This window comes from Novosphingobium sp. CF614, assembly GCF_900113255.1.
In the GTDB taxonomy this organism is placed as follows: domain Bacteria; phylum Pseudomonadota; class Alphaproteobacteria; order Sphingomonadales; family Sphingomonadaceae; genus Novosphingobium.
In genome coordinates this window covers 47034-73395 of record NZ_FOOR01000016.1, presented here as the reverse complement: position 1 = coordinate 73395, position 26362 = coordinate 47034, and the positions used below count along the sequence as shown (strand labels likewise).

At 65.2% G+C, this 26362-nt stretch carries 31 protein-coding genes; 1 reads left to right on the top strand and 30 read right to left on the bottom strand.

The window, feature by feature from the left end:
• The 10 genes from BM052_RS15070 to BM052_RS15025 all read right to left on the bottom strand — a co-directional run.
• Positions 1-176, bottom strand: a 176-nt coding sequence (locus BM052_RS15070; protein WP_369821546.1) for a helix-turn-helix domain-containing protein, incomplete at its 3' end; no start/stop codon positions are given.
• Positions 177-236: 60 nt separating this feature from the next.
• The gene (locus tag BM052_RS15065; RefSeq protein WP_091148209.1) at positions 237-770 is read right to left on the bottom strand and encodes a J domain-containing protein; all 534 of its coding nucleotides are present in this window, start codon (positions 768-770) and stop codon (positions 237-239) included.
• An 84-nt stretch (positions 771-854) separates the two neighbouring features.
• Entirely contained in the window at positions 855-1388 is a 534-nt protein-coding gene (gene pal, locus BM052_RS15060; protein WP_255406178.1) for a peptidoglycan-associated lipoprotein Pal, read from the bottom strand.
• Between the two features lie 124 nt (positions 1389-1512).
• On the bottom strand, positions 1513-2886 hold the full coding sequence (gene tolB, locus BM052_RS15055; RefSeq protein ID WP_091148206.1) for a Tol-Pal system beta propeller repeat protein TolB: 1374 nt from the start codon (positions 2884-2886) through the stop codon (positions 1513-1515).
• Positions 2883-3764, bottom strand: coding sequence for a TonB C-terminal domain-containing protein (locus tag BM052_RS15050; protein WP_255406177.1), 882 nt, complete (start codon positions 3762-3764; stop codon positions 2883-2885). Before BM052_RS15050 ends, tolB begins: the two co-directional genes overlap by 4 nt.
• 30 nt (positions 3765-3794) lie before the next feature.
• Positions 3795-4244: an ExbD/TolR family protein gene (locus tag BM052_RS15045; protein ID WP_091148203.1), complete on the bottom strand. Its 450-nt coding sequence runs from the start codon at positions 4242-4244 to the stop codon at positions 3795-3797.
• Positions 4244-4954 carry a protein TolQ gene (tolQ, locus tag BM052_RS15040; protein ID WP_091148202.1) on the bottom strand — a complete coding sequence of 237 codons (711 nt, stop codon included), beginning with the start codon at positions 4952-4954 and terminating at the stop codon, positions 4244-4246. The genes BM052_RS15045 and tolQ overlap by 1 nt, the downstream gene beginning before the upstream one ends.
• Positions 4951-5436, bottom strand: coding sequence for a YbgC/FadM family acyl-CoA thioesterase (locus tag BM052_RS15035; RefSeq protein WP_091148200.1), 486 nt, complete (start codon positions 5434-5436; stop codon positions 4951-4953). Before BM052_RS15035 ends, tolQ begins: the two co-directional genes overlap by 4 nt.
• Positions 5437-5577: 141 nt before the next feature.
• The gene (locus BM052_RS15030) at positions 5578-5955 is read right to left on the bottom strand and encodes a histidine triad nucleotide-binding protein (protein ID WP_091148198.1); all 378 of its coding nucleotides are present in this window, start codon (positions 5953-5955) and stop codon (positions 5578-5580) included.
• Between the two features lie 20 nt (positions 5956-5975).
• A complete protein-coding gene (locus tag BM052_RS15025; protein ID WP_091148233.1) occupies positions 5976-6302 on the bottom strand; it encodes a phosphoribosyl-ATP diphosphatase in 327 nt (108 codons plus the stop codon).
• A 371-nt stretch (positions 6303-6673) separates the two neighbouring features.
• Between BM052_RS15025 and BM052_RS15020 the strand changes: the two genes are divergently transcribed.
• Positions 6674-7624 carry an AbiTii domain-containing protein gene (locus BM052_RS15020; RefSeq protein WP_091148197.1) on the top strand — a complete coding sequence of 317 codons (951 nt, stop codon included), beginning with the start codon at positions 6674-6676 and terminating at the stop codon, positions 7622-7624.
• A 154-nt stretch (positions 7625-7778) separates the two neighbouring features.
• Here the strand turns inward: BM052_RS15020 and BM052_RS15015 are convergent, their stop codons facing one another.
• From BM052_RS15015 to BM052_RS14920, 20 genes are all read right to left on the bottom strand, one after another.
• Positions 7779-8450 carry a hypothetical protein gene (locus BM052_RS15015; protein ID WP_091148195.1) on the bottom strand — a complete coding sequence of 224 codons (672 nt, stop codon included), beginning with the start codon at positions 8448-8450 and terminating at the stop codon, positions 7779-7781.
• Positions 8451-8588: 138 nt separating this feature from the next.
• Positions 8589-8879 (bottom strand): DUF1467 family protein, encoded by a 291-nt coding sequence (locus tag BM052_RS15010; RefSeq protein ID WP_091148194.1) that lies wholly within the window; start codon positions 8877-8879, stop codon positions 8589-8591.
• A 10-nt stretch (positions 8880-8889) separates the two neighbouring features.
• Positions 8890-10515 carry a ribonuclease J gene (locus BM052_RS15005; protein ID WP_091148192.1) on the bottom strand — a complete coding sequence of 542 codons (1626 nt, stop codon included), beginning with the start codon at positions 10513-10515 and terminating at the stop codon, positions 8890-8892.
• Complete coding sequence (locus tag BM052_RS15000) at positions 10512-11291, bottom strand: type III pantothenate kinase (RefSeq protein ID WP_091148191.1); 780 nt, start codon at positions 11289-11291, stop codon at positions 10512-10514. The genes BM052_RS15005 and BM052_RS15000 overlap by 4 nt, the downstream gene beginning before the upstream one ends.
• A gap of 10 nt (positions 11292-11301) precedes the next feature.
• Complete coding sequence (locus tag BM052_RS14995) at positions 11302-12078, bottom strand: biotin--[acetyl-CoA-carboxylase] ligase (RefSeq protein ID WP_091148189.1); 777 nt, start codon at positions 12076-12078, stop codon at positions 11302-11304.
• Positions 12075-13538 (bottom strand): NADH-quinone oxidoreductase subunit NuoN, encoded by a 1464-nt coding sequence (gene nuoN, locus BM052_RS14990; RefSeq protein ID WP_091148187.1) that lies wholly within the window; start codon positions 13536-13538, stop codon positions 12075-12077. The genes BM052_RS14995 and nuoN overlap by 4 nt, the downstream gene beginning before the upstream one ends.
• The gene (locus BM052_RS14985) at positions 13538-15097 is read right to left on the bottom strand and encodes an NADH-quinone oxidoreductase subunit M (RefSeq protein WP_091148231.1); all 1560 of its coding nucleotides are present in this window, start codon (positions 15095-15097) and stop codon (positions 13538-13540) included. Before BM052_RS14985 ends, nuoN begins: the two co-directional genes overlap by 1 nt.
• Before the next feature lie 4 nt (positions 15098-15101).
• The gene (gene nuoL, locus BM052_RS14980; protein WP_091148186.1) at positions 15102-17147 is read right to left on the bottom strand and encodes an NADH-quinone oxidoreductase subunit L; all 2046 of its coding nucleotides are present in this window, start codon (positions 17145-17147) and stop codon (positions 15102-15104) included.
• Positions 17148-17268: 121 nt separating this feature from the next.
• Positions 17269-17574 (bottom strand): NADH-quinone oxidoreductase subunit NuoK, encoded by a 306-nt coding sequence (nuoK, locus tag BM052_RS14975; RefSeq protein ID WP_091148185.1) that lies wholly within the window; start codon positions 17572-17574, stop codon positions 17269-17271.
• 124 nt (positions 17575-17698) lie between these two features.
• Complete coding sequence (locus tag BM052_RS14970) at positions 17699-18316, bottom strand: NADH-quinone oxidoreductase subunit J (RefSeq protein ID WP_091148184.1); 618 nt, start codon at positions 18314-18316, stop codon at positions 17699-17701.
• A 171-nt stretch (positions 18317-18487) separates the two neighbouring features.
• Positions 18488-18976, bottom strand: a complete 489-nt coding sequence (nuoI, locus tag BM052_RS14965; RefSeq protein WP_091148183.1) for an NADH-quinone oxidoreductase subunit NuoI — start codon at positions 18974-18976, stop codon at positions 18488-18490.
• Complete coding sequence (locus BM052_RS14960) at positions 18973-19476, bottom strand: hypothetical protein (RefSeq protein ID WP_091148182.1); 504 nt, start codon at positions 19474-19476, stop codon at positions 18973-18975. Before BM052_RS14960 ends, nuoI begins: the two co-directional genes overlap by 4 nt.
• Positions 19473-20519 (bottom strand): NADH-quinone oxidoreductase subunit NuoH, encoded by a 1047-nt coding sequence (gene nuoH, locus BM052_RS14955; protein WP_091148176.1) that lies wholly within the window; start codon positions 20517-20519, stop codon positions 19473-19475. Before nuoH ends, BM052_RS14960 begins: the two co-directional genes overlap by 4 nt.
• A 159-nt stretch (positions 20520-20678) precedes the next feature.
• Positions 20679-22697 (bottom strand): NADH-quinone oxidoreductase subunit NuoG, encoded by a 2019-nt coding sequence (gene nuoG, locus BM052_RS14950; RefSeq protein WP_091148174.1) that lies wholly within the window; start codon positions 22695-22697, stop codon positions 20679-20681.
• Positions 22697-23383 (bottom strand): hypothetical protein, encoded by a 687-nt coding sequence (locus BM052_RS14945; RefSeq protein ID WP_091148173.1) that lies wholly within the window; start codon positions 23381-23383, stop codon positions 22697-22699. The genes nuoG and BM052_RS14945 overlap by 1 nt, the downstream gene beginning before the upstream one ends.
• Before the next feature lie 53 nt (positions 23384-23436).
• Positions 23437-24738 carry an NADH-quinone oxidoreductase subunit NuoF gene (gene nuoF / locus BM052_RS14940; RefSeq protein ID WP_091148172.1) on the bottom strand — a complete coding sequence of 434 codons (1302 nt, stop codon included), beginning with the start codon at positions 24736-24738 and terminating at the stop codon, positions 23437-23439.
• 151 nt (positions 24739-24889) lie between these two features.
• On the bottom strand, positions 24890-25558 hold the full coding sequence (locus BM052_RS14935; RefSeq protein WP_091148171.1) for a complex I 24 kDa subunit family protein: 669 nt from the start codon (positions 25556-25558) through the stop codon (positions 24890-24892).
• Entirely contained in the window at positions 25551-25751 is a 201-nt protein-coding gene (locus BM052_RS14930; RefSeq protein ID WP_091148169.1) for a hypothetical protein, read from the bottom strand. Before BM052_RS14930 ends, BM052_RS14935 begins: the two co-directional genes overlap by 8 nt.
• Complete coding sequence (locus BM052_RS14925) at positions 25748-26110, bottom strand: nuclear transport factor 2 family protein (protein WP_369821545.1); 363 nt, start codon at positions 26108-26110, stop codon at positions 25748-25750. Before BM052_RS14925 ends, BM052_RS14930 begins: the two co-directional genes overlap by 4 nt.
• Positions 26107-26337, bottom strand: coding sequence for a hypothetical protein (locus tag BM052_RS14920; protein WP_091148228.1), 231 nt, complete (start codon positions 26335-26337; stop codon positions 26107-26109). Before BM052_RS14920 ends, BM052_RS14925 begins: the two co-directional genes overlap by 4 nt.
• Positions 26338-26362 lie beyond the last annotated feature (25 nt).

The following is a 26362-nucleotide window of genomic DNA, read 5'->3' as shown; positions in this document are numbered from 1 at the left end:
GCTTCCTGTTCGGGCGAAAGAAGGCGTTTGGGTCCGAAATCGCCAGGCCGATCCGACAATCCGGACAAGCCTTCTTCGTTGTAGCGATGCACCCAATCGCGAAGGGTCTGTCGGTCCATTCCCGCAGCGTGCGCCGCCTCCGCATCCGATGACCACCGGCTCTTGAAACGCTGGATCGGACAGCCCGTTACCCCATCTCAGCACGAACGGGGTGGTTCGTATTTTCGGTCGAGGCCCTACCCCCTCCACTCCCGGCGCTCTTCCGCGGCGCGCAGGACTTCGTAGGCGAGCTGGTAGGTTTGGAAGGCCTTGGCCGCTTCGGCGTCGCCGGGCCGCACGTCGGGATGGACTTCCTTGGCCCGGGTGCGCCATGCCTTGCGCACCGCGTCGAAATCGGCGTCGGGATCGAGCCCCAGCGCGTCGAGCGCGCGCAGTTCGTCGCTGCTGCGGCTGCCGTCACCCGAACCCGCCCAGCCGTAATGGGCGGACTCGCGGTATCCGGCGTTGTCGGCGCGTTCCTGTGCCTCGCGCGCGGCGGCGTCTTCGGCATCGAGGCCGGCGAAGTAATCCCATCCGGCGTTGTATTCGGCCGCGTGCTTCTGGCAGAAATACCAGCGATCGGGGCTGTTGGGGCTCTTGGGCGCGGGGCAATTGCCCGCGTCGTTGCAGCCATGGCGGTCGCAGACGCGCACTTGCGCCGCCTCGCGCGAGCTGCCGTAGCTGCGCCAGCGCGGGAAACCCCAGTCAAGAGAACGGCGTGCGCGGCTCATCCGGACCTCGATAAGCCGCGACTCGATGCCGATGCAACCCTTGCGAGCCGCCCGCCGTCGATTAATTGCCGCCCGCCCGGCGGTTCAGTCAATCGTCACGGTAACGGCGCGGCGGTTCTGTGCCCAGGCCTGCTCGTTCGAGCCGAGCGCAACCGGACGTTCCTTGCCATAGCTGATCGTCGAAACCCGCGACGCGTCGACGCCGATGCTGACGAGGTAGTTCTTCGCCGAGTTGGCGCGGCGTTCGCCCAGGGCAAGGTTGTATTCGCGCGTACCGCGCTCGTCGCAGTGGCCTTCGATGGTCGCGCGCTTGTTCGGATACTGCATCAGCCACTGCGCCTGCTTGGTCAGCGCGGCCTGATCCATCGAATCGATATCGTACTTGTCGGTGTCGAAATAGATCGTGTCCGCGCCCATCATCTTCGCCACGAAATCGGCCTGGCTGCCGGGAACGGGGCCGAGCGGCTGGCTGGGCGTGGTGGTGGTTGCCGGGCCCGGCTCCGGCGGCAATTCCTTGGGAGCCTTCGATGCGCAGGCGGAAACCGCGAGGGCGCCCGCGAGGAGGAGCATTGTCGCGCCGCTCTGGGTGCGTCGGCACGTCGTGAGGGAAGAAGACATGAGGCAATCTCCTGTGCTGCACAGCCTGATAGAATGGCCGGCAAGGGGTGAAGTTCCGTGCAATTGTTAACAGAGTCAACCTGAACGATGGCGAACGCGCCCGCCCATTCGCGCCTCCATCGGGTCAGGGCCTGATCGGCCCCCAGGCGGGATCGGACGCACCGACGGGCGTCGGCAGCTTGCGCTCGTTCCGGCCGGTCAGGTCGACCTGCCAGATCGAGGCCAGGCCGGAATTCTGCGCCGTGCGGAAGAACTGCACGATGCGCCCGTTGGGAGACCATGTCGGCGCCTCGTCCTGCCAGGAACTGGTGAGATAGCGCATGTTCCGCCCATCCGGGGTCATCACCGCGATGCGCAGGTTGCCCGCGATGTGGGTGAAGGCGATCTGATCGCCGCGCGGGCTCCATTCGGGTGTCGCCGAGCGACCGCCGAAGAAGCTGACGCGGTGCTGGTTGGAGCCGTCGGAATTCATCACGTAGACCTGCTGGCTACCCGAACGATCGCTTTCGAACACGATCCGGCTGCCATCGGGCGAAAAGCTGCCGCCGATGTCGATGCCGGGGCTGTCGGTCAGCTTCTGCGCGGTGCCCCCGGCCGAGGGAATCTTGTAGATATCGGTATTTCCCGCGATCGCCATCGAATAGAGCACCCACTTGCCATCGGGCGACCAGCGCGGCGCGAAGGTGGCGTTCTTGCTGCGCAGCAGCAGCTTCTGCGTATCCGCCTTCAGGTCGTAGATGTAGATGCTCGGCTCGCCGTTGAGGTAGGAGAGGTAGAGGATCTTGGAATAATCCGGCGAATAGCGGGGCGTCAGCGCGGTCGCCTGGCCGCTGGTGAGATAGCGCATGTTGGCGCCGTCCGAATCCATCACCGCCAGGCGCTTCAGGCGGTGATCCTTGGGGCCAGTCTCGGCGATGTAGGCGATCCGGGAATCGAAGAACGGGCTCTCGCCCGAAAGGCGCGAATAGACCATGTCGGCGCACTTGTGCGCGGCGCGGCGCCACTCGGCCGGGCCGACCTTCCAGCCGGCCTTGGTCAGCTGCTGCTTGAGGGCCACGTCGTAGAGGTAGCAGCCCACCGTGATGTCGCCATCGGGATTGGCGCGCACGAAGCCTTGCACCAGCATGTCCGCGCTGCGCATGGCCCAGACCGGATAGTCGGGCGCCTGGATCTGGCCGAACGAAGGCTGCGGCAGGCCCGCCGGCCCCGATGGCTTGAACAGGCCGTTGTTCTTGAGGTCCGCGGCGACCACGCTGGACAGCGCGCGGCCGAGCGCGGCGGTCGAGCCCGCGTTGGTGCGCGTCGGCACATCGGCGTCGGTTGCGAAGACGGTGATGGCGATGCCCAGATCCTGCCATTCGCTATCGTCGGAGACGGTGACTTCCAGACCCTCGGATGGCGCTTCCGTGGGCTGGGCGATGGGCGCCGGATCCTGGGCGAGCGCCGGGCCAGACACCGTCAGCAGCAATCCGAGCGCAATGTATTTCGATACCTTCATTGCGATAGCCTTCTGTCAAAGTTGGTCGTCACGATCTTCCAGCCGTCATAGAGATCATCGGGCAGGCTGAAAGGCGCGGCAAGCTTGATGGCGCGAACGGCCTGCTCCTGATGGCGTTGCACTTGCGCCTGGTTCGCCGGGGTCTGGCCGCTGGTGGAAAGGACCTGTGGTTCGCCGGCAAGGCTGCCGTCACGGTTGAGACGGAAACGCACGCGCGTAACCAGCAGGTCCGCGTCCGCGCCCTGCGGCGCCTGCCAATGCGGCTTGAGTTGACGATTGACGGCGGCCACCAGCGCCGAGACCTGCTTTGGCCCGATCGCCGCTGCCGGCGCGCCGCTGCCCGAAGCGGACTTCGCGTCGGGCGTGCCCTGCTTGAACGCCTCGGCAAACGAACTGCCGCCCGATTTCTTCGGCGGCGCCTTGGCCTTGCTCGACGATGGGCTTGCCCGGTTCGGCTGGGAGACGATGGCGTCGATCGCGCTGGACTTGCGGCTCGAAGAATTCCGGGGCGGCGCCTGCTCGGCCGGCTTGGGCTTCTGTATCGCCTTGGGCGCGGGCTTTGGCGTCGGTTTTGGCCGAGGTGCCTCGACCGGGCGGGGCGCCGGCTGCAGCGGCAATGGCGCGGGTTCGGGCGCGATTTCGGGGACCGGCGGCGCTTCCGGCGCCGGCTCGCCCAGTTCCGGGGCGCTATCGGGCGCGGCCTGGCTGCGGGGATCGGGCGAGGTGGAGGTCATTCCCACTTCGTCGCTGATCGTCACCTCCACCCGCTCCGGCGGCTTGACGACGGCATGATGCGGCAGGCGAATCAGCAATATGGCCAGCACGGCCGCGTGCAACGCGACCGCGACGAAAAGGCCGATGCCTTCTTGCTTGCGCATTCCGGTGGAAGCCATCCGCTGGAACCTAACCTAGCCGCCTGAACCGCTGCTGACGTCGGTCACCAGCGAGATCGACTTGAACCCGGCGCGGTTGAGCTCGCCCATCACGTCCATCACGCGTCCGTAGGCGAGCGCCTTGTCGGCGCGCAAGGTGACGAGCGGCGGCTTGCCGTCCGGCCCCGGCCCCACGGCGGCGAGCCGCTCCGGCAGTTCGCCCGGCGCCAGCGGCGAGGCTTCGTAGAAGATCGTCCCGTCGCGCCGAATGGTGATGGTGACCTGGCTGGCTTCTTCGCTCATCGCCTTGGCGCGGCTTTCGGGCAGCTCGATCGGCACCGCCGCCTTGAGCAGCGGGGCCGTGACCATGAAGATGATGAGCAGCACCAGCATGACGTCGACCAGCGGCGTGACGTTGATCTCCGCCATCGGCCCGCGGCCGTTCCGTCCCCGCCTGCGGCTGCCGCCTGACAGGCCCATGGCCATCAGCGCGACTCCAGCTGGCGGGTCAGCGCGGCGTGGAGCTTGTCCGCGAAGCGCTGCAACTGCGCCTCGAAGGCGTTCACCCGGTGCGAGAAGCGGTTGTAGGCGATCACCGCCGGAATCGCGGCGAACAGGCCGATGGCGGTGGCGAACAGCGCCTCGGAAATGCCGGGCGCGACCACCGCCAGCGATGAATTCTGCTGCTGGCCGATCTGGAAGAAGCTGTTCATGATCCCCCAGACCGTACCGAACAGGCCCACAAACGGGGCTACCGATCCCACCGTCGCCAGGAAATTGAGCCGATCCGCGAGCTTGTCCGCTTCCTCGCCCACGGTCGAATTCATGGCCATCCCGATGCGCTGCCGCGCACCCTCCGGATCGAAAGTCTTGAGCGCGGCGTTGCGCCGCCATTCGGCGAGTCCGGCGCTGGCGATCTTGCCCAGCGGCACCTCACCGCGCCGCCGCTCCTTCTGGTAGGCCTCGAAGCTCTGGGCCTCCCAAAAACCGTCCTCGTACTTGTTGCAGCGGCGCGCGATGCTGCCCATGCTCATCATGAAGGTGACGATGATCGTCCATACCCAGATGCTGGCCAGGATCAGCCCGATCATGATCGCCTGCACCACGATATCCGCATCGAGGAACAGCTTGATCGGATTGAGCCGGCCGGTGTCACCGGCGAAATCCAGGGTGGCAGCGAGCAGATCGAGTGTCATTCTTGTCCTTCCGGGCCGGAGTCGAGGCCAGAATCTTGTGCTTCAACAAACGCGGCGAAAGCGTCTTGCCAGGCGGCGGGCTGCCGGCGCGGTCGTCCGTCAGGGCCGATGAACCCGACCTTTACCGTCGCTTCGGCCAGGCGGTCGCCATCGCGCCGGGCGGTCTGGCGCAGGGTGCAGCTCACGCGCCCGACCTGGATCGCGGCAGTCTCGATCACGACCGTATCGCCGAGCCGCGCCGGCAGGAAATAGCGGATCGCCACTTCCGCCACCGTATAGAGCCCTTCCCCCGCCTCCAGCGCGGCACGCTGGTCGATGCCGAGCAGGTCCAGGAGATCCGAACGCGCCCGCTCGAACCAGCGCAGGTAGTTGGCATGATAGACCACCCCGCCCGCGTCGGTATCCTCGTAGTACACGCGAAGGGCGTAGCGGTGGAGGCTGCCGTCGATCACGCCGGAGGTGGGTTGAGGGGAACGGTTCATGCCGGCGCGATGTGTAACGGCGCCGCGCGGCGCTGCAAAGCCGTTCCCGGCGCTTTCCTGCGCGTTTCCTAGGGGAATATCCGGTTAACCGTGTCGCATGGACGCCCAGCCGGCAGCCCAGCCGGCATTTCGGCAGGCCCGTCAATCCGCGATCATCTGGAAGAACTGGCGGCCGCCGAAGATGTGCACGTGCAGATGCGGCACTTCCTGATGCCCCGCGCCGCCCGTGTTCACCATCAGCCGGTAGCCCGGCCCATCCAGCTCGAGCTGGCGGGTAACGTTCCCCACCGCCCGCATGAAGCCGGCGATTTCCGCGTCGGAAGCCTTGGCGGTGAAGTCGTCCCACGAAACATAGGCGCCCTTGGGAATCACCAGCACGTGGATCGGCGCCTGCGGGCGGATATCATGGAACGCCAGCGCCTGTTCGTCTTCGTAGACCTTCCTGCACGGCAGTTCCCCGCGCAGAATCCTGGCGAAGATGTTGTTCTGGTCGTAGGGCAGCTTGGGATCGATGGGCATCGGTCTCTCCGGATAGGGGCTCAGTCCCTGGCGCGCGCGGCCTTCTCGGCAATGCCCGAAACGCCTTCGCGGCGATCGAGCTCGGCCAGGACTTCGGCCAGCGGCACGCCTTTCGCGCCGAGCAGGACCATCAGGTGGAACAGCAGGTCTGCCGCCTCTCCCGCCAGCGCCTGGTGGTCCTGGGTCAGCGCGGCGATCACCGTTTCGGTGGCCTCCTCCCCCAGCTTCTGGGCGATCTTGCCGATGCCCTTGGCATTGAGGCGGGCGACATAGCTGGATTCCGGATCGGCACCGCGACGCGCGGCGATCGTGGCTTCGAGACGGGCGAGAGTGTCGGGACTGCTCATGACCCGCCCGCCATGCGGCGAGGGCCGCGCGCGGTCAAGCCGCCAGGTGCCGATCGGGGCAATCATCGGGTTCCCGCGCACCCGCCGAAGCATCGATCACAAGACGAACCCCGCACCCGCGCCATCGGCGGCGGCACGCATGTTGGGCACCCCGGCACGGCGAATGACGGGTTCCGGTGTCGCCGGACAGAGCTGTAAGCGGTGAGTTTTTGAGGGGCTCATCGGGGTAGTGACAATGAGCAAAATTGGCCGGGAGCGGACTGGCGACTGCAAGCGGATAGCTGCCTATCTGTTGTTATGCCTCATCCTGAATCAAGGCCTAGCGACCAAATGGTCTTTGATGCCGCGTCGAGTTAAACTATCTAAGGTGGATGACCGACCAAACCGAAGCCCAGCATATTTTGGAACTCAGCCGAGATTTGCTGGACGATATAGAACTTGATCGGCTGTCTGCTGATAAGCTGCTCCTTAAAGCAAACCGCCTGGCCCGACTGACAGGGTCAGAGGAAACTCAGCAGTGGCTTGGGTATGAAATGCGTGGTTACAACAGCCAGGATGACCTTTCGCTTCGCTACATGACGCTGACTGGGCGCTGGACGGATTACGAGAACCAGAAGGGCCACTACGGTCCTCTCGGGCAGCACGTGGCGACAATCGATGCAACTAAAGCTCGTATCGAAGCCACCCGTCTTTCGGGAGACGGCACCAACATTGGCTACCTCCACGCTGTGACGAAAAGTCACTCCACACTGGTCCTTACCATTCGAACGCTCGCCGGGGTGCAGTCTCGTGTCCTTGGTCTTCTCCATAGTTTCGTGTCAGGAGTATTTTACGAACGACAGTTCGCCGACGTAGTCGAAAGTACCTTTGAAGGATATAAGCAGGAAGTCGATGCACTGATTGCAGCGAAGGCTGGCGATGTTCTTACAAAAATTCCTTCGGTCGTCGCACGGCTAAAAGAAGAGAATGAGGAAGCAATCAGCCAAGCATTGACAACATGTCGCCGCATTCTTGAGACATTCGCCGATACGATTTTTCCGCCGAGCGAGAGCACATTTGAGATTGGTGGCAGTCAACTTAAATTGGACGCCAGCAAGCATCAGAACAGAATCAATGCTTATATCTCACAGCGTTGTGAGAGCAATTCAAGAAGGTCGCGGTTGCGGCAAAATATAGGTAACTTGTTTGCTCGCGTATCAACAGGCATTCACAACGACGTGTCAGCGCAGGAAGCTTACTCTCTATTTCTCAACGTATATCTATTCCTTGGTGAAGTTTTGCATTTAGAAGAAGAGAACGTCGCAAAGTTGACCGTGGAATAGCACCCAGCATGACTGCCGTGCTCGGCGGATAGCATAGTTCGGCGCCGGTACTACGAGGGCGAACGGCAGCTTTCGATGATATAGATCGTATTCGTGGACGACCGAGATGGGCGCCAAGCTGCCGCGCGGCCGGCGGCCGCATGGTGCCGTCGTTCTATTCCGCCAGTTTCCCGAACGGCAGCAGCTTGCGCGCCAGCATGGCGGCCGTCTTGCCGTCATTGGTGCGCAGCGCGGGGAGGATGGCGGTGGCGGCGCGCTTCGCAAGCTGGTCGAGCGGGGTCGGCGTCTGCGCGGTGGCGGCGGCTTCGGCCCATCGGCGTGCCTGGGCGACATCCCCATGGTCCTTGCGAATCTGCATCATGGCCGCCAGCCCCGGATAGAAGGCACGGTCGCCGCCGAGAGCGACGGCGCGGGCCAGGGCTTCCTCGCCCGCCTGGGTCCTTGCGCCCAGCGCGGTGCGGGCCACGAAACCGCCTAACTGGTCGATCGCATCGAGATGCCAGCCCGCGATCACCATCTGCGCTTCGGCATCGCGGGGATTCTGCGCGGCCAGACGCTCGAATATGCCCAGCGAGGTCCGCGCGTCCGACCGGCTGCGGGTCAGTTTCGCGCGGTAGCCGATGGCGATGCCGCGCTGGAGCGTGGCTTCATGGTCTCCGGGACGCGCCGCCAATATCTTGTCGGACATGGCGATCGCCTGGCCGACCAGCGCCAGCGCCCTGGGCTTGCTGGTGGCCTGGAAAGCGGCGGCGGTCAGCAGTTCGCGCGGTGTATCCGCCAAGGCGGCCGCCGGGGCGATGGCGACCATCGCACTCACAGCTATCATCGTCGGACGGTACACACGCGCTCCTGTCGGAATGGACGAGTGGCAGAATGACCGATGATTGCCACATAGGCCAGTCATTATGGCCTATTGCCCGCGACGATCGCGCCGGGGCCGCGGCTTATGCCGAGGGGCGTCCGCTCAATATCCCAGGTCCTTCACCGGCGGCTTGCCGAAGACATTGATATCGTCGAGCGTAATCCATTGCTGGGTATAGTTCGCGTAGTAGAGCGCGAACAGCACCGCCGCCAGCACCGTGGCGCGCAGCGCGATCAGCCTGGGGCGGAAATTGACCGGGGCGCTGTCGGCATGGCCCTTCTCCACCTCGTATCCCTCTTCCTCGTCGGGCGTGCGCAGGCCGAAGGGCATGACAAGGAAAGCGCTGAGCACCCAGAACAGGCCATAGATCGCGATGATCGAAAACCATTGCATCGCCACGGCGTCAATCCTCCAGCAGCAGCACCTGGACTTGCGGCTTCTTGCCCGACCAGCGTGTCGCGGCGCGGCGCGTGGCGAGACGAGCCGCTTCGATCCGGGTCTCGCGATCGGCCTTCTTCACTTTGCCGAGCGCCGCGGCGACATCGCCGCGCGCCTCTTCGATGAAGTCGGCATAGTCCTCGTCGAGCGGCAGGCCGAGCGCCGCGATCTCGACATGACCCTTGCGGTCCACCGCCACCGAGATGACGCCGTTATAGGCGATGCGCCGGCGCATCACCATGGCATCGCCGTCCGCCGGCGCGATGATATCGCCATCGAGCACCAGCCGCCCGGCCCGAACTTCGCCGAACTTGCCGGGATGATCGGGCGCGAGGCGCACCAGGTCGCCGTTCTTCTGGAAGACCGCCTTGGGAATGCCGCAAGCCAGGCCGAGCCGCGCCTGTTCCTTCATGTGGCGGATCTCGCCGTGAACGGGCAGCAGGATCCGCGGGCGCAGCCAGCCATAGAGGGTTTCGAGTTCGGGCCGCCCCGGGTGGCCCGAAACATGGATGAGGCTCTGCCGGTCGGTCACGACGAGGACGCCCGCATCGGCCAGCCGGTTCTGGATCCGGCCGATCGATATCTCGTTGCCGGGGATCTGGCGGCTGGAGAACAGCACGACGTCGCCCGCTTCCAGCTTGATCGGATGACTGCCTTCGGAAATGCGCGCAAGCGCCGCGCGCGGCTCGCCCTGGCCGCCGGTGGCGACGATCATCACTTCATCGCGCGGCAGGTCCATCGCCGTTTCGATATCGATCACATCGGGCAGCTTCTTCAGGTATCCGCAGGCCTTGCCGGCGGCGATGATGCGATCCAGCGAGCGGCCGGCCACGCACAGCTTGCGCCCGGTCTTGCGCGCGACATCACCCAGCGTCTGCAACCGCGCGACATTGGAGGCGAACGTCGTCACCAGCACCCGGCGGCCCTCGTGGCGCCTGACCTCTTCCAGCAATCCCCGATAGACCTCGCCTTCGGAGCCCGATGCCTTGTCGTTGAAGACATTGGTCGAATCGCAGACCAGCGCCAGCACGCCCTCATCGCCGATCGCGGTGAGTTCCGCCGCCGTGGCAGGCGTGCCGATCTGCGGCTCGTCGTCGAGCTTCCAGTCGCCGGTGTGGAAGATGCGGCCATAGGGCGTTTCGATCACCAGCGCGTTGCCCTCGGCGATCGAGTGCGCCAACGGCACGTAGCGCACGCCGAACGGGCCGATCTGGAACTGTTCGAGATCCTCGACGACGATCAGTTCGACCTCGCCCAGGATGCCTGCTTCCTCCAGCTTGGCGGCGACCAGCTTCGCCGTGAACGGCGTCGCATAAAGCGGCACGCCAAGATCCCGCGCGAAATAGGGCACCGCGCCGATATGATCCTCATGCGCATGGGTAAGCACCACGCCGAGCAGGTTCTCGCGCTCGGTCTCGATGAATTCGAGGTCGGCGAAGACGAGTTCCACGCCCGGATACTCGTTCATGCCGAAGGTCATGCCAAGGTCGACCATCAGCCACTTGCCCTGGCAGCCGTAGAGATTGACGTTCATGCCGATCTCGCCCGAGCCGCCGAGCGCGCAGAACAGCAGTTCGTTGCCGGGAATCACTTCGAAGCGGCCTTTTCCGCCAGGATCGCGAGACCGTCGATGGTCAGATCGGGATCGACCGCGTCGAAAATCTCGGTCACTTCGTCGAACAGCACCGCGAGCCCGCCAGTGGCGATGACTTTCGCGGGCCGGCCGATCTCGGCGCGGATGCGGGCGATCAGGCCCTCCATCATCGCCACGTAGCCCCAGAACACGCCGATCAGCATCTGATCCTCGGTATTGCGGCCGACGACGCTGTTGCTGCGAGGCACTTCGATGGCGATTCGCGGCAGCTTGGCGGTGTTGCCCACCAGCGCGTCGAGCGACAGGTTGATGCCCGGCGCGATGATGCCGCCCTTGTATGCGCCGTGAAAGTCGATCACGTCGAACGTCGTGGCGGTTCCGAAATCCACCACGATCAGGTCGCCCGTATGCTTGGCATGGGCGGCAATCGCGTTGACCGCGCGGTCGGCGCCGAGCGAGCGCGGTTCGTCGACGTCGATGTCGATGGCATAGTCCGCCTTGCCGGTGCCGGCCACCAGCGGCTCCACGTGGAAATAATGGCGGCAGAGAATCTCGAGGTTGTGCAGCGCGCGCGGCACCACCGTCGAAATGATGATCTGGTCGATCGCCTTGGCCTCCACCCCGCGAATGGCGAGGAGCTGCATCAGCCAGACCGCGTATTCGTCGCCGGTGCGGCGCGGATCGGTGGCTATGCGCCAGCGACCCTTGATCGCGCGGCCTTCGAGCAATGCGAAAACGACGTTGGTATTGCCGGCATCAATGGCGAGCAGCATGGGTTTTCCTTCAGACGAGCGAAACGTCGCCCGCGTGGATGACACGTAGGCTCCCGTCGGCGAGACGCAAGCGCAGAGCGCCGTCCGGGTCAAGCCCGGCGAAAGTGCCGGCCAGGCTGCACTCCCCGTCCCCCGCGGCGTCCCCCTGCCCGTCCCCCGGCCCGTCCCCCGGCCCGTCCCCCGGCCCGTCCAGTGTCACCAGCAGCGGCGTTCCCACCGGAGAGGCGCGTTGCTGCCAGTCGACCAGCACGGGGGCGAGACCCTCGGCGCGCCACTGCGCCAGGCGGGGGGCGAAACGAACCGCGAGGCGATCGAGAACGGCTGCGGCATCGCTTTCGTTGCCGGGACTGACGGCATGCAGCGATGTCGTCGCCCGTCCCGGCACCTCGGGCGCGCCGCGCACGTTGACGCCGATGCCTGCCACCACCTGATTGCCGCAGCGTTCGAGCAGGATGCCGCAGATCTTGGCGCCGTTCACGAGCACGTCGTTGGGCCACTTGAGGATGCAGCGGTCGATGGAGCCGAGTTCATCCTGGATCACATCATGCACCGCGAGGGCCGTCACGAAGGTCAGCGTGTGAACCGGCGGATCGTCCGCCCGCAGGGTCACCACCGTGCTGCAGGCCAGATTGCCCTCCGGAGACAGCCATTCCCGGCCGCGCCGCCCTCGGCCCGCGCTCTGGCGGACCGCCCGCAGCCAATACCCTTCCGGGACATGCTCGCCGGCGCCGAGGCGCCGGACGAGTTCCGCATTGGTGGACGCGGTTTCCGCGACGACTTCGATCAAAGCGTGTGGAACAGCGCGGTCGCCGCCGTATCGGCGAGACCGCCGAGCCAACGGGTCAGCAGGAAGCCGAGCGGCGAGATGAAGATGCACGAGAGCACGAGGATCAGCTTGTGCCAGATGTCGCTTTCACCCTTCACCACGTCGACGGGTTCATCGAAATAGATGATCTTCACGACTTTCAAGTAATAGAAGGCGCCGATCACCGAGGCCGCGAAGCCCAGCGCGGCGAGCGCGATCATGCCGCCGTCGACCGCCGCCCTGAATACCAGGAACTTGCCCCAGAAGCCGAACAGCGGCGGGATGCCGGCAAGGCTGAACATAATCATGGCAATGCCGAGCGCCAGCGCCGGACGTGTGCGCGAAAGACCCGCGAGGCTGGCGATCTCCTCGACATAGTCGCCGTTCGCGTCCTTCAGCATCAGGATCGCGACGAAGCCGCCCAGCGACATCGCGACGTAGATCGCCAGGTAGAACAGCATGGCCGACGCCCCCTCGGGCGTCGCCACCGCGAGACCGACGAGGATGAAGCCGACGTTGTTGATCGAGGAATAGGCCATCAGCCGCTTGATGTTGGCCTGGCCGATCGCGCCGAGCGCGCCGACCACGATCGAGGCCAGCGCGACGAACAGCACGATCTGCTGCCAGGCCGCCGCCTGCCCGCCGAAAGCATCCAGCATGACGCGCATCGTCAGGCCCAGCGCCGCCACCTTGGGCGCGGTGGCGAAGAACGTCGTCACCGGCGTGGGCGCGCCTTCGTAGACGTCGGGCGTCCACATGTGGAACGGCACCGCGCTGATCTTGAAGGCGAGCCCCGCCAGCATGAAGACCACGCCGAACAGCGCCCCGTTCGACAGGCCGCCGGCCAGCGCCGCGTTGATGCCGGCAAACGCGGTGGTGCCGGTGAAACCGTAAGTCAGGCTCATGCCGAACAGCAGGATGCCCGAGGCCAGGGCGCCCAGCACGAAGTACTTGAGGCCCGCTTCGGCAGAGCGCCCGTCCGTCCGCAGGAACGCGGCCAGCACGTAGGCGGCGAGCGAGTTCATCTCGAGGCCGATGTAGAGCGTGATAAGATCGCCCGCCGAGACCATGATGCTCATGCCCAGCGCGGCGAAGAGCACCAGGATCGGATATTCGGCGCGCATCGCGTTGAAACGCTCGAAGAAGGCGGGCGCGATCACCAGCGAAGCGGCGGCCGAAACGTAGATCAGGATCTTGGCATAACCGGCGAAAGCGTCGGCCCGGAACTGGCCGAAGAACGCCGAGGTATCCGGGCCCATGGCGCCGCCGCACAGCGCGGGCGCCACCAGCACGGCGGCAGCGGCCAGCGCGGCCACTGCAAGGATCGAGATCAGGCGCGCGGCCTTGTCACCGCTCCAGGCGGCAACCAAGAGCAGGACCAGACCCGCCAGGCTCAGTGATTCTTCCGGCGCGATCAGGCGCAGCGACTGCGACCAGTCCATCAGTGTGCCCCCCCATGCGCGGATGCGTGTTCCGGCGCAGGCTGTTCCTTGCCCCCGGTGCCCCCAACGGCACCCCCCGGTGCGACCTGGCTGTCTCCCGCCGGCGCGGCGCGCGCGATCCTGGCTTCCAGCGCCGCGATATCGGCGCGCATCGGCGCGATGAAGCTTTCCGGATAGACGCCCATCCACAGCACCGCGAGCCCCAGCGGAACCACCATGAGGAGTTCGCGCAAGTCAAGGTCGGCCATGGCGGCGGCATCGGCGTTCTTCTGGTCCCCGAACGCCACCCGGCGATAGAGATAGAGCATATAGGCCGCGCCCAGAATGATGCCGGTGGCGCAGATCAACGCGGTCCAGGTCGAAACCTGGTAGATGCCGGCAAGGCTCAGGAACTCGCCGACGAAGCCGCTGGTGCCCGGAAGGCCGACCGAGGCCATCGTGAAGAGCATGAAGAACAGCGCATAGCGCGGCATGTTGATCGAAAGGCCGCCGTAGCGGTCGATCTCGCGGGTATGCAGGCGATCATAGATGATGCCCACGCACAGGAACAGCGCCCCCGAGACGAGGCCATGGCTGAGCATGACCATCATCGAGCCTTCCAGGCCCTGCTGGTTGAACGCGAACAGCCCGATCGTCACGATCGCCATGTGCGCGACCGAGGAATAGGCGATCAGCTTCTTCATGTCGTGCTGGACCAGCGCGATCAGCGAGGTCACCACCACCGCCGCCATCGACAAGCCCCAGACCAGCGGGCCGAACATGGCGGAGGCTTCGGGAAACATCGGCAGCGAGAAGCGGATGAAACCGTAGCCGCCCATCTTGAGCAGGACGCCGGCCAGGATCACCGAGCCGGCGGTCGGCGCCTGGACGTGCGCGGCCGGCAGCCAGGTGTGGACCGGCCACATCGGCATCTTCACCGCGAAGCTGGCGAAAAAGGCCAGCCACAGCCAGGTCTGGGCCTGCGGCGTGAAGTCATAGGCCATGAGGGTCGGGATGTCGGCGGTGCCGGCTTCGTGGACCATCCACAGCATCGCCACCAGCATCAGCACCGAGCCGAGCAGGGTGTAGAGGAAGAACTTGTAGGCGGCGTAGATGCGGTCCTGCCCGCCCCAGATCCCGATGATGAGGTACATCGGGATCAGGCCGGCCTCGAAGAACATGTAGAACAGGAACAGGTCCTGCGCCGCGAAGACGCCGATCATCAGCGTTTCCATCAGCAGGAACGCGGCCATGTATTCGCCGACGCGCTTCTCGATCGATTTCCAGCTCGCGCCGATGCAGATCGGCATCAGGAAGACCGACAGCATGATGAGCAGGAGCGCGATGCCGTCGATGCCGAGCGCATAGGAGAAGCCCGAGAACAGCCCCAGCCGCTCGGTGAACTGCCACTGCGCGCCGCCGATGTCGAAATTGAGCCAGAGCACCACGCCCAGCCCGAGATCGGCCAGCGTGGCGACCAGCGCCAGCGCGCGCGCCGCTTTCGCATCGAGGAAGAGACAAGCCAGCGCCGCCGCGAGCGGCACCAGCAGCATCAGGCTGAGGATCGGAAAACCACCCATCATCTTATCTCGCGATCACCCAGCTGATGGCGCCGACGAGGCCCAGCAGCATGACAAGAGCATAGCTGTACAGATAACCCGACTGGACCTTCTGCGCGTAAGTCGATCCCCTGGCGACGGCCCAGGCGGCGCCGTCCGGGCCGAACCGGTCGATCATGCCGATGTCCACCACCTTCCAGAACACCGTGCCCAGCCAGAACGCCGGGACGACGAAGGCGTAGTGGTAAAGCTCGTCGAACATCCACTTGCGATAGACGAAGGTGTAGACCGGCCCGAGCTGCTCCGCGACCATGGCCGGGAAGCGAAGGTTGCGGATGTAGCCGTACCAGGCGGTCAGCAGGCCGAGCGCCATGACCGTGAAGGGAGCCCATTTCACCCAGGTCGGCACGCCGTGCATGGCGTGGATCAGGTGCTCGTGGAAAACCAGCGCGCCTTTCCAGAAATCGCCCGTGCCTTCCGACACGAAGGCGTCGTGGAACACGAAGCCGGCAAAGATCGCACCCAGCGCGAGGATCAGCAGCGGCAGCAGCATGACCAGCGGACTCTCATGCGGGTGATAGCCGGCGGTGCCGTCGCCATGATCCCCATGCCCGTGGTCCCCGTGCGCATCGCCGTCGTGGCCATGGTCGCCGTGGCCGTGCGCGTCGTGCACGGCGTGCTGGATATGCTCGGAGCCGGCCCAGCGTTCCTTGCCGAAGAAGGTCAGGAACACCAGGCGCCAGGAGTAGAAGCTCGTCATCAGCGCGGCGAAGATGCCCATCCAGAAGGCGAACTGGCCGACCGGAGTGCCCGAGGCGAACGCCGCTTCGAGGATCGCGTCCTTCGAATAGAAGCCGGCGAAACCGACGAAGCCCGCGATGCCGACACCGGTGATGGCCAGCGTGCCGGCGGTCATCGTCCAGAACGTGAGCGGGATATGCTTCCTCAGGTTGCCGTAGAAGCGCATGTCCTGCTCATGGTGCATCGCGTGGATGACCGAGCCGGCGCCCAGGAACAGCAGCGCCTTGAAGAAGGCATGGGTGAACAAGTGGAACATGGCGGCGCCGAAGGCACCGACGCCCGCCGCGAAGAACATGTAGCCCAGCTGCGAACAGGTGGAATAGGCGATCACGCGCTTGATGTCCCACTGCGTGCAACCGACGGTCGCGGCGAAGAAGCAGGTCGCCCCACCGATGAAGGTGATGAAGTGCATCGCCGTTGGGCTGGTCTCGAACATCGGCGAGAGGCGGCAGACCATGAACACGCCGGCGGTGACCATGGTGGCGGCGTGGATCAGCGCCGAAACCGGGGTCGGACCCTCCATCGCGTCGGGCAGCCAGGTGTGGAGGCCGAGCTGCGCGGACTTGCCCATGGCGCCGATGAACAGGAGAATGCACAGCACCGTCATGGTATCGAACCGGCAGCCCAGGAAGCCGATGGTCGATCCCGCCATGCCTGGCGCGGCGGCCAGGATATCCGGGATGGAGACGGTGCCGAACACCAGGAAAGTGCCGAAGATGCCGAGCATGAAGCCCAGGTCGCCCACGCGGTTGACCACGAAGGCCTTGATCGCGGCGGCGCTGGCCGAAGGCTTGCGGAACCAGAAGCCGATCAGCAGGTACGATGCCAGGCCCACGCCTTCCCAGCCGAAGAACATCTGCACCAGGTTGTCCGCCGTCACCAGCATCAGCATGGCGAAGGTGAACAGCGAGAGGTAGGCGAAGAAGCGCGGCTGGTCCGGGTCTTCGGCCATGTACCCCCAGGAATAGAGGTGCACCAGCGCCGAGACCGAGGTGATGACGACCAGCATCACGGCGGTGAGCGTATCCACCCTGAGCGTCCAGTCGAAGCTCAGCGTGCCCGACTGGACCCACTTGAGCACCGGCACGACGTGTTCGCTCTGGCTTGCGGTCAGGAAACCGAGGAAAATCTGCCAGGACAGCGCGCAGGCGACGAACAGCGCGCCGGTGGTCAGCGACTTGGCTGCCAGGTTGCCCAGCTGCTTGTTGCCGAGCCCCGCGACGATCGCCGCCAGCATCGGCAGGAAGACGATAAGGAGGATCGGGTCCATCAGTTCAGTTCCTCGTCATCGCGAGCCGCAGGCGAAGCAATCCAGAGCCCCCACGCGCAGCCTTGGATTGGCGCGGCGCCGGCGCCGCCTCGCAATGACGAACGATGGGTGCGCATGGCGATCACCCCTTCATCCGGTTGACATCGTCGACGGCGATAGTGCCGCGGCCACGATAGTAGATCACGAGGATGGCCAGCCCCACCGCCGCCTCGCCCGCCGCCACCGTCAGCACGAACATCGCGAAGATCTGGCCGGTGAGGTCGTGCAGGAAGGCGCTGAAGGCCACCAGGTTGATGTTGACCGCCAGCAGGATCAGCTCGATCGCCATCAGGATCACGATCACGTTCTTGCGGTTCAGGAAAATGCCGAGCACGCCGAGCACGAACAGGATCGAGCTGACCACGACATAGTGTTCGATGCCGATCATGCGCTGGCTCCCGCCCGGTATATCCCCAAGACCCGCTCATGCCGCGCTTGTCGAAGCATGCCGATGCGGCGCGCCCGCCAATCGTCCTTCGACGGGACGAGCGGGGCTTTGGAACAGCCCTGGATCACAGCGAGACCCCCTTGCCGACTTCCGGCTTCACATTGACGGTCGCCTCGTCCGGGCGCCGCGCGATCTGCTTCGAGACCTTCTGGCCGCGCACGTCGGTGCGCTGGCGATGGGTGAGCACGATCGCGCCGATCATGGCGACCAGCAGGACCACGCCAGCCGCTTCGAACAGGAACAGGTAGCGGGTATAGAGCAGCGCGCCGATCGCCTCGATATTGGAGGCGCCGGCCGGCGTCGCGGCGGTGCCGTCGGGCGTGCCGAGCCGGAGCGCTCCGGCCCGGTAGGCGCCGATGCCGAGCACGATTTCCGCCAGCAGCACGATCGCCACCAGCGCGCCGAACGGAAAATAGCGCACGAAACCGGCGCGCAGTTCGGCGAAGTCGATGTCGAGCATCATGACCACGAACAGGAACAGCACTGCTACCGCGCCGACGTAGACGATCACCAGCAGCATGGCGATGAACTCGGCGCCGACCAGGATCATCAGGCCGGCGGCATTGAAGAATGCCAGGATCAGCCAGAGCACCGAATGCACCGGATTGCGCGACAGGATGGTGATCGCGCCCGAACCGACGGTCATCACCGCGAAGAGATAGAAGGCGATAACGTGGATCATGCGTATCCTCCCCGGAACGGGGAGGTGGCAGCGGCGCAGCCGCTGACGGAGGGGATCGGCCTCCTCACGCAGCGCCGCGGCGCGGCGAGAGTCCCCTCCACCATGCTTCGCATGGTCCCCCTCCCCGCTGCGGGGAGGACTTTGGTGGTGCCCCGATTCATCGCGTGCCCCCTAGCGATACGGCGCATCGGCTTCAAGGTTCGCGGCGATCGCCCGCTCCCACTTGTCCCCGTTCGCCAGCAGCTTGGTCTTGTCGTAGAGCAGTTCCTCGCGCGTTTCGGTCGCATATTCGAAGTTCGGCCCCTCGACGATGGCATCGACCGGGCAGGCTTCCTGGCAGAAGCCGCAGTAGATGCACTTGGTCATGTCGATGTCGTAGCGCGTGGTGCGGCGCGAGCCATCCTCACGCGGCGCCGCCTCGATGGTGATCGCCTGCGCCGGACAGATCGCCTCGCACAGCTTGCAGGCAATACAGCGCTCCTCGCCGTTGGGATAACGGCGCAGCGCATGCTCGCCGCGAAAGCGGGGCGAGAGCGGGTTCTTCTCGAACGGGTAGTTGATCGTCGCCTTGGGCTTGAAGAAATACTTCAAGGTCAGCCAGTGGGCTTTGACGAACTCCCAGAGCGTGAAGCTCTTTATCAGGTGGTTGAGGCTGCTCATGGCTGGGTTTGGGTCCGGAAAGCGGCCAGTTTCACGGCCGCAGTGTAAGTGCACATGCCGCCGATCCGCTTTGTCGGCTGCGTGGAAACACCGGCAGCCATGTTGGGAGGCAGATGGATGATCTCAGCCCTGAATGAATCGGACGAGGGCTCTTCGCCGTAAATCGTCAACATCGTCAACGGCGAGGTGCTCGATTTTTCGAAGTACTGATACTGAAACGTGTCGGGCCATTTGTCCGTCACGTAGAACATCGCCTTGGCGTTGGGCACCGTCTCGTGCAGCACGACCAGCCGCGAAGGGTCCGCAAACTGCGGCGACTTGTCGTTGGCATACTTGAGCCCGCCATACCAAACGGACACGCGATCGAGCTTCTGCAGGCTAGTCTGAAAATAGCAGTCGAAGCCCTGACCCTCGAACTCCCTCGCAGCGGGCTTGGCCGCGGCCGAGGTCGCCCCGCCGATCGCCGTAACCAAGGCAAGGGTTGCCAGCAGCCGCCTCACGCGAAATGCCCCGTAGCCATGAGATACCCGCTCACCAGCACCACGAAGCCGAGCGATACCGGCAGGAACACCTTCCAGCCCAGCCGCATAAGCTGGTCATAGCGATACCGCGGCACGGTCGCCTTCACCCACGAGAACACGAAGAAGAAGAACAGGATCTTGAGCAGCAGCCACACGAAGCCCGGCACCAGGTACAGCACCGGAATATCCAGCGGCGGCAGCCAGCCACCGAAGAACAGCGTCGCATTCAATGCGCACATCAGCAGCACGTTGGCGTATTCGCCCAGCCAGTAGGCGGCGAAGGCCATCGAGGAATATTCGGTCTGGTAGCCGGCGACCAGTTCGCTCTCCGCCTCGGTCAGGTCGAAGGGCGCGCGCTGGGTTTCGGCCATGCCGGAGATGAGGAACATCACCCACATCGGGAACAGCAGCGGGTTGAACGCAAAGCCGTTGAACAGGCCGAGAACGTGGCCTTGCTGCGCCTTGACGATGTCGTTGAGGTTGAACGTTCCCGCCCACAGCACCACGCAGATCAGGATGAAGCCGATCGAGACTTCATAGGAGATCATCTGCGCCGAGGCGCGCATCGCCGAGAAGAACGGATACTTCGAGTTGCTCGCCCAGCCCGCCATCACCGTGCCGTAGACGCCCAGCGAGGAGATCGCGAGCACATAGAGCAGGCCGACGTTGATATCCGCCAGCACCGCGCCCGAATTGAACGGGATCACCGCCCAGGCCAGCAGCGCGACGGTGAAGGTCACCACCGGCGCGATCAGGAAGATGCCCTTGTTCGCGGCGCTGGGTACGATGGTTTCCTGGAGGAACACCTTCAGGCCGTCCGCGAAGCTTTGCAGCAAGCCGAACGGGCCGACCACGTTCGGGCCCCGGCGCAGCGCCATCGCCGCCCAGATCTTGCGATCGGCGTAGATAATCATCGCCACGCCCAGCAGCAGCGGCAGCGCGATCAGCAGGATCCCGCAGATCGTGGCGACGAACCAGGCCCATTCGAAGGACATGCCAAGGGTTTGGAAGAAGGCGGTCATGACGTCAGATCCTCCCCACTCGTGGGGAGGTGGCAGCGGCGCAGCCGCTGACGGAGGGGAGTTGCCTCCGAACACGACGCTGTGCGAGGCCGCCAGCCCCCTCCACCACCCTTCGGGCGGTCCCCCTCCCCGTGCCGGGGAGGATTTGCGCGATCACGCTCATTCCGCCGCCTCCGCGAAGTGCTCGCCGTGCAACAGTTCGGCCGAGCAGCGCTGCATCGTCGCGCTGGCGCGGGCGATGGGGTTGGTCATGTAGAAATCCTTGATCGGGTAGGCGATCGTCCCGGCGGCGGAACCGCCGCCGGGAGGCAGTTCGCTCCCGTAGTCGGCCAGGCCTTCGCCGCCAAGCGCCGGAACCTGCGAAATCATCGCGCCGCGCAGTTCCTCGAAGCTGTCGAAGCCCACCGAAACGCCGAAGGCATCCGCCAGCGCGCGCAGGATCGTCCAGTCCTCGCGCGCGTCGCCGGGGGCGAACACGGCCTTGTCGGACCATTGCACGCGGCCCTCGGTGTTGACGTAAGTGCCCGCCTTCTCGGTATAGGCGGCGGCCGGCAGGATCACGTCGGCGGCATGCGCGCCCTTGTCGCCATGATGGCCGAGATAGACGATCATCGAACCGGCGAACCGGGCATAGTCGACCTCGTCCGCGCCGAGCGAGAGCAGCACCTTGGGCTTGGCCGCGACCAGATCGGCGATGCCGCCCTTCTGCGCGAAGCCCAGCATCAGCCCGCCCATGCGCGCGGCCGCCATATGCAGCACGTTGAAGCCGTTCCACCGCGAACCGTCTTCCAGGTCGCGCACCAGCTTGAACGTGCCGGCGAGCGCCAGCGCGGCTTCAAGCCCGCCCCGACCCAGCCCCGCCCCGCCGACGATGATCGCCGGCCGCGCGGCGCCCTTCAGCGCCTCCGCCACGTGCGCCGGCAGGTTGCCGAGCAGCGAAAGGTCCTCGCCCAGGAATTCGCCGCCGAATGTGGTTTCCCACTCGGGGCCGATCAGGAACACCTTGGCGCCGCGCTTCGCCGCCTTGCGCAGGCGCACGTTCACCAGCGGCGCTTCCCAGCGCACATGGCTGCCGACGATCAGCACCGCATCGGCGCTTTCGATGCCGGCGAAAGTGGAGTTGAAGTTCACCGCCGCAAGGTTGGACGTGTCATAGTCCATGCCCGTCTGGCGGCCTTCGAGTAGGCTCGATCCCAGCGCGGCGAGCAGCGTCTTCGCCGCGAACATCGTCTCGCAATCGGCCATGTCGCCGGCGGCGGCGGCGATCGAGCTGCCGGGGTTCAGCGCGGCGATGGCGGCGAACGCCTCGTTCCAGCTCACCGGCACCAGCTTGCCGTCGCGTCGCAGGTAAGGCCGGTCAAGCCGGCGCTTGACGAGACCGTCGACCATGTAGCGCGCCTTGTCGCTGATCCACTCCTCGTTGACGTCGTCGTTGACGCGCGGAAGCACGCGCAGCACTTCGCGGCCCCGGCTGTCGATGCGGATATTGGCGCCGCAGGCGTCCGACACGTCGATGCCCAGCGTCTTCTTCAGCTCCCACGGCCGCGCCTCGAAGGCATAGGGCCGGCTGGTGAGCGCGCCGACCGGGCAGAGGTCGATCACATTGGCGCTCATCTCGTGCCTGGCGGCATGTTCCAGATAGGTGGTGATCTGCATGTTCTCGCCGCGATAGAGCGCGCCGATCTCGTCGACGCCGGCGATCTCCTCGGAGAAGCGCACGCAGCGGGTGCAGTGGATGCAGCGCGTCATCACCGTCTTGATGAGCGGCCCCATGTACTTCTCGGTAACGGCGCGCTTGTTCTCATGATAACGCGAACCGCCGCGCCCGTATGCCACCGATTGGTCCTGCAAGTCGCACTCGCCGCCCTGGTCGCAGATCGGGCAATCGAGCGGGTGGTTGATGAGCAGGAACTCCATCACCCCCTCGCGCGCTTTCCTGACCATCTCGCTGTCGGTGCGGATTTCCTGCCCCTCGGCAGCCGGCAGCGCGCACGAAGCCTGCGGCTTGGGCGGCCCGGGCTTCACCTCGACCAGGCACATGCGGCAGTTGCCGGCGATGCTCAGGCGCTCGTGATAGCAGAAGCGCGGGATTTCCTTGCCGGCAAGCTCGCAGGCCTGCAGCACGGTGGCGCCCTGCGGAACTTCGAGTTCGACGCCGTCTACGGTGAGTTTAGGCATTATTGCATCGTCCCGGATGAATCTGTCGCAGCTCCAACCTGGGCTTCCCGATAGACGGCTTCGGCGAGCATGGCGGCAAGGGTGGATTTGTTCAGCGTCAGCGAGGCACCCTTGGCAAGGCATTCCGACAGCCTGGGCTTGAGCTGCTGAAGCGCCTTGTTTTCAGCGGTAGATCCAACCTGCGCGCGCACGAATTGCGCTGAGGTGGAAAAGTCGGCCCGCGCGACACAATCGCCGAAACTCACGCGCCGATAATAGTCGCTGTCCTGCGAGGCGTAGACGGAAAAATCGATCGGCACCGCCGCGAGCCCGGCCGGGTCTTTTGCGAAATCGCGTAAGTACAACGCACGAAAGATCGCGCCCCGCATAAGCACACTGGGAATAGTGAGCGCGCCATTGCCAAGGCATTTGCTGTTTACGACGAAGTCGTCGAGATAAACCTCGGTGTGTGATTCATCGGCCTTCATTGACAGATAAGTCTGTACCCTTCCCGGCGAACGGCCCACCATACATTCGGCAAAGGCATTGAGCGTGACACGGCCCTTGTCTGCTTCCGACAGACCCGAAATTCCCGTAATCACGGCGGGCTTTTGCCTGAGAATACGGGATCCGAAGTCTGTCGTGTTGTCGGCGGCATGTGCGCCGAACGGCGCGAGCAAAACGGCAGCGACCGCGCCGCGCGCCACTGTGCGCCGCCAGTGACGGCGCCGACGCGTCAAGGACGATGCGACCCGAATTCTCACTCCGCCGCCTCCCGCACGTTCTCGGCGATCCGCCGCTCCAGTTCCGGCCGGAAATGCCGGATCAGGCCCTGGATCGGCCACGCCGCCGCGTCGCCCAGGGCGCAGATGGTGTGGCCTTCGACTTGCTTGGTCACTTGCTGGAGCATGTCGATTTCCTCCACTTCGGCATCGCCGGTGCGCAGGCGTTCCATCACGCGCCACATCCAGCCGGTGCCTTCGCGGCACGGCGTGCACTGGCCGCAGGACTCGTGCTTGTAGAAGTACGAGAGGCGGCTGATCGCGCGCACGATGTCGGTGGACTTGTCCATCACGATGACGGCGGCGGTGCCCAGGCCCGAACCCAGCGCGCGCAGGCCGTCGAAGTCCATCGGCGCGTCCATGATCTCGGCCGCCGGGACCAGCGGGACCGAGGAACCGCCGGGGATCACCGCCAGCAGGTTGTCCCACCCGCCGCGGATGCCGCCGCAATGGCGCTCGATCAGTTCGCGGAACGGGATCGACATCTCTTCCTCGACCACGCAGGGCCGTTCGACGTGCCCGCTGATCTGGAACAGCTTGGTGCCCTTGTTGTTGTCCCGCCCGAAGCTGGAGAACCACGAGGCGCCGCGCCGCAGGATGGTGGGGGCGACGGCGATCGATTCGACGTTGTTGACCGTGGTCGGGCAGCCGTAGAGCCCGGCGCCGGCCGGGAACGGCGGCTTGAGGCGGGGCTGGCCCTTCTTGCCCTCCAGGCTCTCGATCATCGCGGTCTCTTCGCCGCAGATGTAGGCGCCCGCGCCGCGATGGACGAAGACGTCGAAGTCGTAGCCCGAACCACAGGCGTTCCTGCCCAGGAGGCCCGCCGCATAGGCCTCGTCACGCGCGGCGAACAGCGTCTCGGCCTCGCGGATATATTCGCCGCGAATGTAGATGTAGGCCGCCCGCGCGCCCATCGCGAAACCCGCCACCAGCGCGCCTTCCAGCAGCTTGTGCGGATCGTGGCGGATGATCTCGCGGTCCTTGCACGAACCGGGCTCGGATTCGTCGGCATTGATGACCAGGAAGCTGGGCTTGGGATTGCCCGCCGCATCGACCGGCGGCGCCTTGGGCATGAAGGACCACTTGAGGCCGGTCGGAAAACCCGCCCCCCCGCGCCCGCGCAGGCTCGAGGCCTTGACCTCCTCGATGATCGCGTCGCGGCCCTTGACGAGAATGTCCCTGGTATTGTCCCAATCGCCCCGCACCCGCGCAGCGGCGAGGTTCCACGGCTGGTAGCCATAGACGTTGGTGAAGATGCGGTCCTTGTCGGTCAGGCTCATGCGAAAATCCTCCCCACTCGTGGGGAGGTGGCAGCCGCGCAGCGGCTGACGGAGGGGACTCTCCATACCACGCAGCGCTGGAGGCGAGCCCCCTCCACCACCCTGCGGGTGGTCCCCCTCCCCGTGCCGGGGAGGATTTGCGAAAATCCCATCACCATTCCCCCCGGTAATCGTGGTTCTCGCCGACCATCGCCGCCAGGTTCGTCGGCGCGCCCACCGGCTCGACGGTGTGGCGTGCGGGGTCCTGCGTGCCGGGCTTGGGCGTCTCGCCCCGCGCCAGCGCGTCGAGCACGGCATCGAGCCGTTCGGGCGTCAGATCCTCGTAGTTGTCATCGTTGATCTGCACCATCGGCGCGGAGGCGCAGTTGCCCATGCACTCGACTTCGGTGAGCGACCACAGGCCGTCCGCCGTGGTGTGGCCCTTCTTCATGCCGCGCGCCTTGCAGGCGGCCATGATCTCGTCCGAGCCGCGCAGCATGCAGGGCGTGGTGCCGCAGACCTGCACGTGGAACCGGCCGATCGGGGCGATGTTGTACATCGTGTAGAAGGTAGCCACTTCGACCACGCGGATGATCGGCATGTCCAATTGCGCCGCGACATATTCCATCACCGGGATCGGCAGCCAGCCCTGGGTGTTCAATTCGGCACCGACCTGGCGCTGGGCCAGATCGAGCAGCGGCATCACCGCAGAACGCTGGCGCCCTTCGGGATAGCGCGCGACGATCTCTTTCGCCTTCACCGCGTTCTCGGCGCTCCAGGCGAAATTGCCCCAACGCGCCCGCAGTTCGGGCGAATCGGGTTCGATAGTGCGATCAGCCATGCTTGCCCCTGCGCTTCAGCCACTGGTCCTGGCCGAAAAAGAAAATCTCGAAACCGCCGATCCCCGCCGCGAGCATCGCGATCGTCGGCGAAGGCGTGCCGCCGGCGGAGAGCACGCCGAAGAACAGCGCGACGAGGAACAGCCCGGTCAGGGCGGCCCAGACACGGATCATTTCGATTGTCGTAAATCTCATCGGATGAACTCCACCCGGCTGCATTTTTCACCTTCGAAACTGTAGACGGCGAGGACATCGAACGGCTCCACCAGTTCCGAGCCGTCCGTCGCCGGACCGCGCGTCACACGCTCGCGGAAGACGACGTAGTTGTCCGTTACCTGACGGTCGACGATCTCGGCCTTGTTCTCCGGCCACTTGGCAAAAGCGGCCTTGAGACCGCCGCGCGTGCCTTCCTTGCCCTCGCGCACGACAGCGCCGCGATAGTTCGCCTCGCACGCGTCATCGGTCATCAGCGCGACATAAGCGTCGGCATCCTGCGCATTGTAGTGCGCGATCATCTGCTCGGCGATGGCGAGGCGAGTGGAATCCGGCATCATGAGTGATCGGTCAGGTCCAGGCGCCGTTCTATCCGCTCGGCGCGGTCCGCCAGGCGATCGAGACGGCTGTTCACGCCCGAAATGGCGATGATCGAACTGCCGAGATGCTCTTCGACCATCGTCATCCGCCCCTTGAGATCGCGGATGTCGAACTTCATCTCCGACATGTCCTCCTGCATCCTTTGCAGGACGGAATAGATCAGCTCGTTGGTCACTTCATCGGGCATGGGCCACTCCATTGTGCACATGCGG

Bases quoted from the DNA above. Each gene is read 5' to 3' on its own strand.
- BM052_RS15065 (WP_091148209.1), bottom strand. From the start codon at position 770: ATGAGCCGCGCACGCCGTTCTCTTGACTGGGGTTTCCCGCGCTGGCGC.
- pal (WP_255406178.1), bottom strand. From the start codon at position 1,388: ATGTCTTCTTCCCTCACGACGTGCCGACGCACCCAGAGCGGCGCGACA.
- tolB (WP_091148206.1), bottom strand. From the start codon at position 2,886: ATGAAGGTATCGAAATACATTGCGCTCGGATTGCTGCTGACGGTGTCT.
- BM052_RS15050 (WP_255406177.1), bottom strand. From the start codon at position 3,764: ATGCGCAAGCAAGAAGGCATCGGCCTTTTCGTCGCGGTCGCGTTGCAC.
- BM052_RS15045 (WP_091148203.1), bottom strand. From the start codon at position 4,244: ATGGCCATGGGCCTGTCAGGCGGCAGCCGCAGGCGGGGACGGAACGGC.
- tolQ (WP_091148202.1), bottom strand. From the start codon at position 4,954: ATGACACTCGATCTGCTCGCTGCCACCCTGGATTTCGCCGGTGACACC.
- BM052_RS15035 (WP_091148200.1), bottom strand. From the start codon at position 5,436: ATGAACCGTTCCCCTCAACCCACCTCCGGCGTGATCGACGGCAGCCTC.
- BM052_RS15030 (WP_091148198.1), bottom strand. From the start codon at position 5,955: ATGCCCATCGATCCCAAGCTGCCCTACGACCAGAACAACATCTTCGCC.
- BM052_RS15025 (WP_091148233.1), bottom strand. From the start codon at position 6,302: ATGAGCAGTCCCGACACTCTCGCCCGTCTCGAAGCCACGATCGCCGCG.
- BM052_RS15020 (WP_091148197.1), top strand. From the start codon at position 6,674: ATGACCGACCAAACCGAAGCCCAGCATATTTTGGAACTCAGCCGAGAT.
- BM052_RS15015 (WP_091148195.1), bottom strand. From the start codon at position 8,450: ATGATAGCTGTGAGTGCGATGGTCGCCATCGCCCCGGCGGCCGCCTTG.
- BM052_RS15010 (WP_091148194.1), bottom strand. From the start codon at position 8,879: ATGCAATGGTTTTCGATCATCGCGATCTATGGCCTGTTCTGGGTGCTC.
- BM052_RS15000 (WP_091148191.1), bottom strand. From the start codon at position 11,291: ATGCTGCTCGCCATTGATGCCGGCAATACCAACGTCGTTTTCGCATTG.
- nuoN (WP_091148187.1), bottom strand. From the start codon at position 13,538: ATGGACTGGTCGCAGTCGCTGCGCCTGATCGCGCCGGAAGAATCACTG.
- BM052_RS14985 (WP_091148231.1), bottom strand. From the start codon at position 15,097: ATGGGTGGTTTTCCGATCCTCAGCCTGATGCTGCTGGTGCCGCTCGCG.
- nuoL (WP_091148186.1), bottom strand. From the start codon at position 17,147: ATGGACCCGATCCTCCTTATCGTCTTCCTGCCGATGCTGGCGGCGATC.
- nuoK (WP_091148185.1), bottom strand. From the start codon at position 17,574: ATGATCGGCATCGAACACTATGTCGTGGTCAGCTCGATCCTGTTCGTG.
- BM052_RS14970 (WP_091148184.1), bottom strand. From the start codon at position 18,316: ATGATCCACGTTATCGCCTTCTATCTCTTCGCGGTGATGACCGTCGGT.
- nuoI (WP_091148183.1), bottom strand. From the start codon at position 18,976: ATGAGCAGCCTCAACCACCTGATAAAGAGCTTCACGCTCTGGGAGTTC.
- nuoH (WP_091148176.1), bottom strand. From the start codon at position 20,519: ATGACCGCCTTCTTCCAAACCCTTGGCATGTCCTTCGAATGGGCCTGG.
- nuoG (WP_091148174.1), bottom strand. From the start codon at position 22,697: ATGCCTAAACTCACCGTAGACGGCGTCGAACTCGAAGTTCCGCAGGGC.
- nuoF (WP_091148172.1), bottom strand. From the start codon at position 24,738: ATGAGCCTGACCGACAAGGACCGCATCTTCACCAACGTCTATGGCTAC.
- BM052_RS14935 (WP_091148171.1), bottom strand. From the start codon at position 25,558: ATGGCTGATCGCACTATCGAACCCGATTCGCCCGAACTGCGGGCGCGT.
- BM052_RS14930 (WP_091148169.1), bottom strand. From the start codon at position 25,751: ATGAGATTTACGACAATCGAAATGATCCGTGTCTGGGCCGCCCTGACC.
- BM052_RS14925 (WP_369821545.1), bottom strand. From the start codon at position 26,110: ATGATGCCGGATTCCACTCGCCTCGCCATCGCCGAGCAGATGATCGCG.
- BM052_RS14920 (WP_091148228.1), bottom strand. From the start codon at position 26,337: ATGCCCGATGAAGTGACCAACGAGCTGATCTATTCCGTCCTGCAAAGG.